General features: G+C 48.1%; 6 protein-coding genes and 2 pseudogenes. 7 read left to right on the top strand and 1 reads right to left on the bottom strand.

The features are described from left to right. The 7 genes and pseudogenes from Q0314_RS07350 to Q0314_RS07320 all read left to right on the top strand — a co-directional run. On the top strand, positions 1–376 hold a 376-nt coding region (locus Q0314_RS07350; protein WP_298057879.1), incomplete at its 5' end, for a DnaJ domain-containing protein. Positions 377–785: 409 nt separating this feature from the next. Then, on the top strand, positions 786–2324 hold the full coding sequence (purH, locus tag Q0314_RS07345) for a bifunctional phosphoribosylaminoimidazolecarboxamide formyltransferase/IMP cyclohydrolase (protein ID WP_298057877.1): 1539 nt from the start codon (positions 786–788) through the stop codon (positions 2322–2324). Positions 2325–2499: 175 nt separating this feature from the next. Further along, on the top strand, positions 2500–2685 hold the full coding sequence (locus Q0314_RS07340) for a hypothetical protein (protein WP_002946870.1): 186 nt from the start codon (positions 2500–2502) through the stop codon (positions 2683–2685). Between the two features lie 204 nt (positions 2686–2889). Continuing rightward, on the top strand, positions 2890–3228 hold the full coding sequence (locus tag Q0314_RS07335; protein ID WP_298057875.1) for a hypothetical protein: 339 nt from the start codon (positions 2890–2892) through the stop codon (positions 3226–3228). An 8-nt stretch (positions 3229–3236) separates the two neighbouring features. Continuing rightward, positions 3237–4439 (top strand): peptidase M50, encoded by a 1203-nt coding sequence (locus Q0314_RS07330; protein ID WP_298057874.1) that lies wholly within the window; start codon positions 3237–3239, stop codon positions 4437–4439. Next, positions 4436–4729: a metal-sulfur cluster assembly factor gene (locus Q0314_RS07325; protein WP_298057872.1), complete on the top strand. Its 294-nt coding sequence runs from the start codon at positions 4436–4438 to the stop codon at positions 4727–4729. Before Q0314_RS07330 ends, Q0314_RS07325 begins: the two co-directional genes overlap by 4 nt. An 85-nt stretch (positions 4730–4814) precedes the next feature. Beyond that, positions 4815–5087: pseudogene (locus tag Q0314_RS07320) on the top strand (suppressor of fused domain protein); the annotation flags it as partial. A gap of 287 nt (positions 5088–5374) precedes the next feature. On the opposite strand, the pseudogene Q0314_RS07315 reads toward Q0314_RS07320, so the two are convergent. Then, a pseudogene (locus Q0314_RS07315) lies at positions 5375–6430 on the bottom strand (hypothetical protein); the annotation flags it as partial.

The following is a 6430-nucleotide window of genomic DNA, read 5'->3' as shown; positions in this document are numbered from 1 at the left end:
GGCCTATATAGACGGCGAATTTAGTAAAAGCAAGCATAACGTCATCGAGCAGATCGCTTTGGGATTTGGACTTAACGAGATCGATTTTTGGTCGATTTTAAAGAGATTTGACGATTTTTACGGGCAAAGGCGGCAAGATGGGGGAGGCCAGAGCGATCCGTACGTAAAACGCGCTAAAAGCCCTTACGACGTGCTTGGGCTAAAAGAGGGCGCGCCGTTTGACGAGGTAAAAAAGCGCTACCGCGAACTCGTGAAAAAGTATCATCCAGATATCCTTATGGGGCGCGGCGAGAGCGAGGAGATGATAGAAAAGAGTACTCGTAAGTTGCAAGAGATAAATGAGGCGTATGAAACCATAAAACAACGTGCGGCTTAGCGGCTTGTCTTTTTGATTTATACTTTGTTGGTTCTAAATTTTACTCGGTCATTACCCACTCGGTAACTCCCGCCATAAAATTGAAAACCGCCGCGTCTAAATCAAAAATACTTCGCCTTTAGATTTTTAAAATTTAGTCAATTTTCTGTAAAATTCAGCCAAGTTTCGGCGTGGTATTTTCTACCTCGCTACGCTCGTAGCCGCGAGCGGACGAGATGGGTTTTGCAAAGTATCAAAAAAGCACCCAAAAAAAACAAATCGGGAATAACCGGGCACATTATTTTTCGCTTATGCGAGGCGAGTTTTAAATTTTAAGCGTAGATAGAACATATCGTTCATCGAGCTTAAAATTTAAAAGCTAACGAAGCATAAGTAGAAAAAGAAAAGCCCAAAAAAGAAAGGAATATAAATGAGAGCATTAATCAGCGTCAGCGATAAAGAGGGGGTTGTAGAGTTTGCAAAAGGACTCGAGCGACTCGGTTTTGAGATATTAAGCACGGGCGGCACGCACAAACTGCTAAAAGAGCAGGGCGTAAAAGCGGTCGAAGTGAGCGAATACACAGGCTCGCCCGAGATGTTTGAGGGGCGCGTAAAAACCCTGCACCCAAAAATTCACGGCGGCATCTTGCACAAGCGAAACGACGCAAACCACGTGAGTCAAGCCGCACAGCACGGCATCGGCGGCATCGATCTGGTCTGCGTAAATTTATATCCGTTTAAACAAACCACTATCCGCACAGATGATTTTGACGAGATCATCGAAAACATCGACATCGGCGGCCCTGCGATGGTGCGATCGGCGGCTAAAAACTTCGCTAGCGTTTATATCGTCACGAGTCCGCTTGATTATGACGAGGTTTTACGAGTCATAGGGGGTGCGGACGAGAGCGAGAAGGCTACTTTTAGGCGAAATTTGATGATAAAAGCCTACGAGCACACCGCGGCCTACGACTCGATGATCGCAAATTATATGAACGAGCGCTTTAATGACGGTTTTGGTGAGATGAAATTTATCGCCGGCAGCAAGGTTTTTGACGCGCGCTACGGCGAAAACCCGCACCAAAAGGGCGCGCTATACGAGTTTGATTATTTTTTCAGCAACAACTTTATCGCGCTAAAAGGTGAAGCGAGCTTTAACAACATCACCGATATAAACGCCGCTTTAGCGCTTGCAAGCAGCTTTGACGCTGCACCTGCGGTCGCTATCGTAAAGCACGCTAACGCTTGCGGCTTTGCCATAAAATCAAATCTACTCGAGAGCTACGTCGAGGCGCTAAAATGCGATCCCGTCAGCGCATACGGCGGCGTGGTGGCGATAAACGGCACGCTAGACCGCGCCTTGGCCGAGAAAATCAACGAAATCTACGTCGAGGTCATCATCGCCGCAAACGTGGACGAGGACGCGCTTGCTGTATTTGAAGCCAAAAAGCGTATCAAAATTTTCACCCAGGGCAATAAATTTTTACAGCGCGCAAACGACAAATACGACTTCAAACACGTTGACGGCGGCTTTGTCTATCAGCAAAGCGACGAGGTAAAAGCTAGCGAGCTAGAAAATATGAAACTACAAACCGCGCGCGCAGCTAGCCAGTCTGAGCTAAAAGACTTAGAAATCGCATGGAAGGTTGCGGCACTCACGAAAAGCAACTGCGTCGTCTACGTGAAAAACAGCGCCGTGGTCGCCATCGGTATGGGTATGACTAGCCGCGTGGACGCCGCGCGTGCGGCAGTGGCCAAGGCGCGCGATATGGGGCTTGATTTACGCGGTTGCGCGCTTGCTAGCGAGGCGTTTTTCCCGTTCCGCGATAGTATCGATATCGCAAGCGAGGCGGGCGTGAAGGCCGTGATACAGCCTGGCGGCAGCATCCGCGACGACGAGGTCGTGCAGGCGGCAAACGAGCACGGCATGGCGATGTATTTTACCGGCGTGCGCCACTTTTTACACTAAAATTTGATCTTTTTTGCGGCGAGGCGGCGTAAATTTGACTGCGCCGTTTTGCCGTTCTAAGCTTATTGATTAGCGGCGCGCTTGCTCCGCTTTGCTTAAATTTGACGTGCCTGCTTTTAAATTTGGACTGCGATTTGCTTGCGCTTTGGAGATTAAATTTAATTGAAAGCAGTCTATGAAGCAAATTTTGATTTTCTTGGTATTTTTGGCGGGGCTTTATGCGGCTAATATCTACGTAAACGGCGAAAAGGTCGGCGGCAGCGATCAAAACGCTACCTATAACGGCGAGAGCAAAAACGAAATCCTAAAACAAGAGGGCAAAAAACAGCTCTGTAAAAAAGGCTACAAGCAGTACTGCTAGGCGGTGCTTTATGTTTTAATTGGTGGTCAAATTTACGCCACCAAATTTTATCTCATCTAAAATTTCACATCATCAACGCTCGGGTTTCGCCGCTCAAATTTGACTCTCGACCGCCGAATTTAAAATTTAACCCCTTAAGCAAGGTCAAGACGCCCGCGCGCAAAATAAGAGTATAATTATCCAAATTTAAAACAAGGATAAAAAATGAGCGATTTTTTCAAAGGCGCCGAGCAGTTTAACGCCGAGGGCGCGACGGTGCCGTTTTATAGATATAGCGAAGGCGGAGTGGATTTCGTCGGATTTGACAGCCGTCCGTGTGTACCGCCTGAGCCTATGGTAAATGCGCTAGTAGCGATCAAATTTGCAAACCAAAACACCAAAATCGTGATGGTAAATCATAAATTTCCAGCCGGACTGATCCCTAAAATAGAGGAGCAGTTTGACATCGAGCGCGAGGATTTAGAGGGTGGGGCGGTCAAGATGACCTTTAGCCTAAAGCAGGGCGCGGACGTCAAAAACATAGATACAAGCCTTTGCCACTGAGATAGGCTATGCTTTTAAACACCTTTGCGCCGCCTTTTAAGCTAGTGGGCGGTTATTTTATCGCAGGTATTTTCTTTTTGATAGCGAGTATCCCAGCTTTTTTTGCGGCTGATTTTGAAACGATCGCGGGGCTTGAGACGGCGGGATTTTTGCACGTTTTTTTCGTCGGATTTGTGATGAGCATCATCATCGGCGCGTTGTATCAGCTCACTTCGGTGATTTTAGAAAAGCCGTTTTCGACGATCAAGGGCGCGATGCTAAATTTAGCCGTCTACTGCGTAGGGATCGCTGCGATGGGCTACGGGATGATCAGCGGCAAAACGGGCTTCATGCACGGCGGCGGCATGGCGCTTTTTCTGGCGCTGCTGTTTTTTGGCACGACCTATATCGTTAGCTTTATGGACAATGAAAAAAAGAGCTTCGCAGCATTTATGCTCTTTGTTTCGGCGGTATTTTTACTCGCCGGCATCTCGCTTGGATTTTGCCTTTTGATGATACTTTCGGGCACTTTGCCGATGGATTTTATGTTCGCGCTTAAATTTCACGTCTATTTCGTGCTCGGGTTTGTTTTTTTTATCATCGTCGGCGTGGCGACAGTGCTGTTACCGATGTTTGCTCTGGCGCACGATCTAAAATTTACGCTTAGCAAATTTGCCTTCGGATTTTATATTTTGGCGGGAGTTTTGCTCTTTTTTGGCGAGATTTACGCGTACTTTGCCTTTGGGGCGGCGATTATTTGCTTTGTCGCCGAGGCGCTGCACATCCTAAAAAAGCGCGTCCGCAAGGCTTATGACTACTGGAATGTCAATATCGCTCTTTCGCTTGCAGCCTTTGTGCTGTTTTACGCATTTATCGCGGCGGATAGATACGATATGGCGGTATTTATGCTGATATACGGCTTTTTATTCGCTTTTATCGCGGCTCATCTTTATAAGATCGCGCCGTTTCTCATCTGGTACCACTATGTGGCGCCCTTTGTGGGTAAGACAAAGGTGCCCTTGCTAGATCAGATGATCCTTAAAAAGCCCGCATATATCGGTATCGGTTTTAATGCTCTTGGACTCGCACTCTACGAGCTTGGCGTCTGGCTGGAGATAAAATCGCTCGCGCACTGCGGCGTGGCTTGCCTGCTCGTCAGTATCGTTTTGGTTGCGATAAATATGATAAATGTTTTTAAATTTACGAAATTTGGAATAAAGGAAGAAAAATGAAAGAAAAAATCTATAAAGCGCTCTCAAACATCGTCGATCCCGAGGTGGGCTTTGATATCGTATCCTTGGGGCTTATTTACGACGCGGCTTGCGACGAAAATGGCAAGGCGAAGGTCACGATGACGCTATCTACGCGCTCATGCCCGCTACATGAGATGATACTAAGCTGGGTCGAGACGGCGGTGCTAAACGTCGATGGCGTAAAAGAGTGCGAGATAGACCTCGTATGGGAGCCTGCGTGGAGTATCGAGATGGCGAGCGATGAGGTGAGGACGGCGTTAGGAGCGTGAATTTGGTGTTAGCTGCGAGCGAGTTTTGCCGAGCTGCCGACTAAATTTGATCGCGATTTGATCTGTTTATAAGCTTGTATGGGGCGCGTATCATTTTATCCCAACCAATTCTCCTCTGCGCCTTAATACCGATACGAAACTAGTAGGCGTCGCCTTCGCGCCAGATCCAGTACTAGGCGGCACAGATACGCCAAACGGTAGAGTCGAGTTCCTCCAGATGGTCGGTATTACGCAGCGCGAGCTAGACTGGCTACGCAAAGACCCGACTACGCAGCGCGTAGAGAGACTGATAAACATGATGCGCAAGGATAATCCTTTGCTAATCACCGATTTAAAGCGAACGAAAGAATACGTTTGATTTAATAGCAATTAGATCGGCAAGGTAATTCTAACCTTGCCGGTGAGTAATGAGTCTGGAATTTGCTAGCCTCTACCGACTCTTTTTATCTATTTTGCTATTAATCTCAAATTTGCATATCCGATTTCTCATAAAAATCAGCAAAATTTAACCGACTTAGCTTTGTCTAAAAATCTCATCTTGCACAAACACGAAATGATTGGATTTGCAGCAACATATTTAGCTGATTTTTGGTTATATGCAAATACGCTCAAATTTATTGGTTAATTTATAAAAAGCAAAATTACTCACGTGCACTGCATAAAAAACGCACTTACCCGCGTCCGCTCGCACCAAAACACATATAAAATCCCGCCGCTGCCAAGAAGTAGTTCCCCGTCCTCGCCGCTAGGAAGCCCGCTATCTAGCTGCATCAAAAACTCCATCTTTTCGCCGCATATCGGGCACGTCGGCACCAAGGCACCCTGTATCCATGATGGCTCGCCGCCGATGCGCGCGAGGTTTTGCCTGCTGTTTGACATCCCCCAGTCCTGAGCCGCCCAGCGCGCCGGCGTGGGCGCAAGTGCTACTTCGCACTCCTTTATCGGTTCGTCAAAGGCGTATTCGACCTGCGTCCTTTCGCCGATACGCCGCGGCATACCCTGCGCGTCGTGCTCGTAAAAGACTATCTCGCCTTCGTTTACCTCTCTAACGTGAGCGGCGAGGCTTAGGCGCGGCAGCGATCGCACGGGCAAGTCACGAGGTAGCGGATCAAGCGTGATGAGATGAAATAGCGGATTTTGCGCATCGCCGTCCGGCTCGTCCAAGACTCCGCCGAGATTATAGCCTGCCTCGCCGCCCTCAAATCGCCAGGTCGGATGAAGCTTTGCCAGATGCGCCTCATAGGGTGCGCCGAAATAGCCGCGCGGAAAGATTATGTGATACATGCGCTGGCTGCAGTATCTTTTGAGGCTAAATTTCTCACCGCCAAAGCTTATTTCATCGTTCGGGGTTTTTTGTGATTTATCGGAGTCGGATTTGTCTGCGTTAAATTTTGCGGTACATTCGGTCGTATCCGCTTTAAAATTTTCGCTCGTTTGGGTTTGTTTGGTGCCGCCGCATTCGTTTGCATCCGTTTTTAAAATTTCATCCGCTACCGCTTGAGCTTCGCCGTCTGCGTCAAATTTAACCCGCTCAAAGGCAAATCCGACGGCCTCCAGCCAGTAGCCGATATACTCAAACAGGTCGCACGGACGGTCGAAGAAGTCCTCCGCAAGCGCGAACTCGCAGGCAAATTTTACGTTTCGCAGATCGCGGGTTTGCAGCAGGCAGCTAAAAATTTTTTGCCGCTCATCTTTGCTCGT

Source organism: uncultured Campylobacter sp., assembly GCF_938040115.1.
Classification (GTDB): domain Bacteria; phylum Campylobacterota; class Campylobacteria; order Campylobacterales; family Campylobacteraceae; genus Campylobacter_A.
This window is presented reverse-complemented; position numbering and strand designations above follow the sequence as displayed.

What these genes read in the sequence shown, in the direction of transcription:
- purH (WP_298057877.1), top strand. Translation starts at nt 786, where the DNA reads ATGAGAGCATTAATCAGCGTCAGCGATAAAGAGGGGGTTGTAGAGTTT.
- Q0314_RS07340 (WP_002946870.1), top strand. Translation starts at nt 2,500, where the DNA reads ATGAAGCAAATTTTGATTTTCTTGGTATTTTTGGCGGGGCTTTATGCG.
- Q0314_RS07335 (WP_298057875.1), top strand. Translation starts at nt 2,890, where the DNA reads ATGAGCGATTTTTTCAAAGGCGCCGAGCAGTTTAACGCCGAGGGCGCG.
- Q0314_RS07330 (WP_298057874.1), top strand. Translation starts at nt 3,237, where the DNA reads ATGCTTTTAAACACCTTTGCGCCGCCTTTTAAGCTAGTGGGCGGTTAT.
- Q0314_RS07325 (WP_298057872.1), top strand. Translation starts at nt 4,436, where the DNA reads ATGAAAGAAAAAATCTATAAAGCGCTCTCAAACATCGTCGATCCCGAG.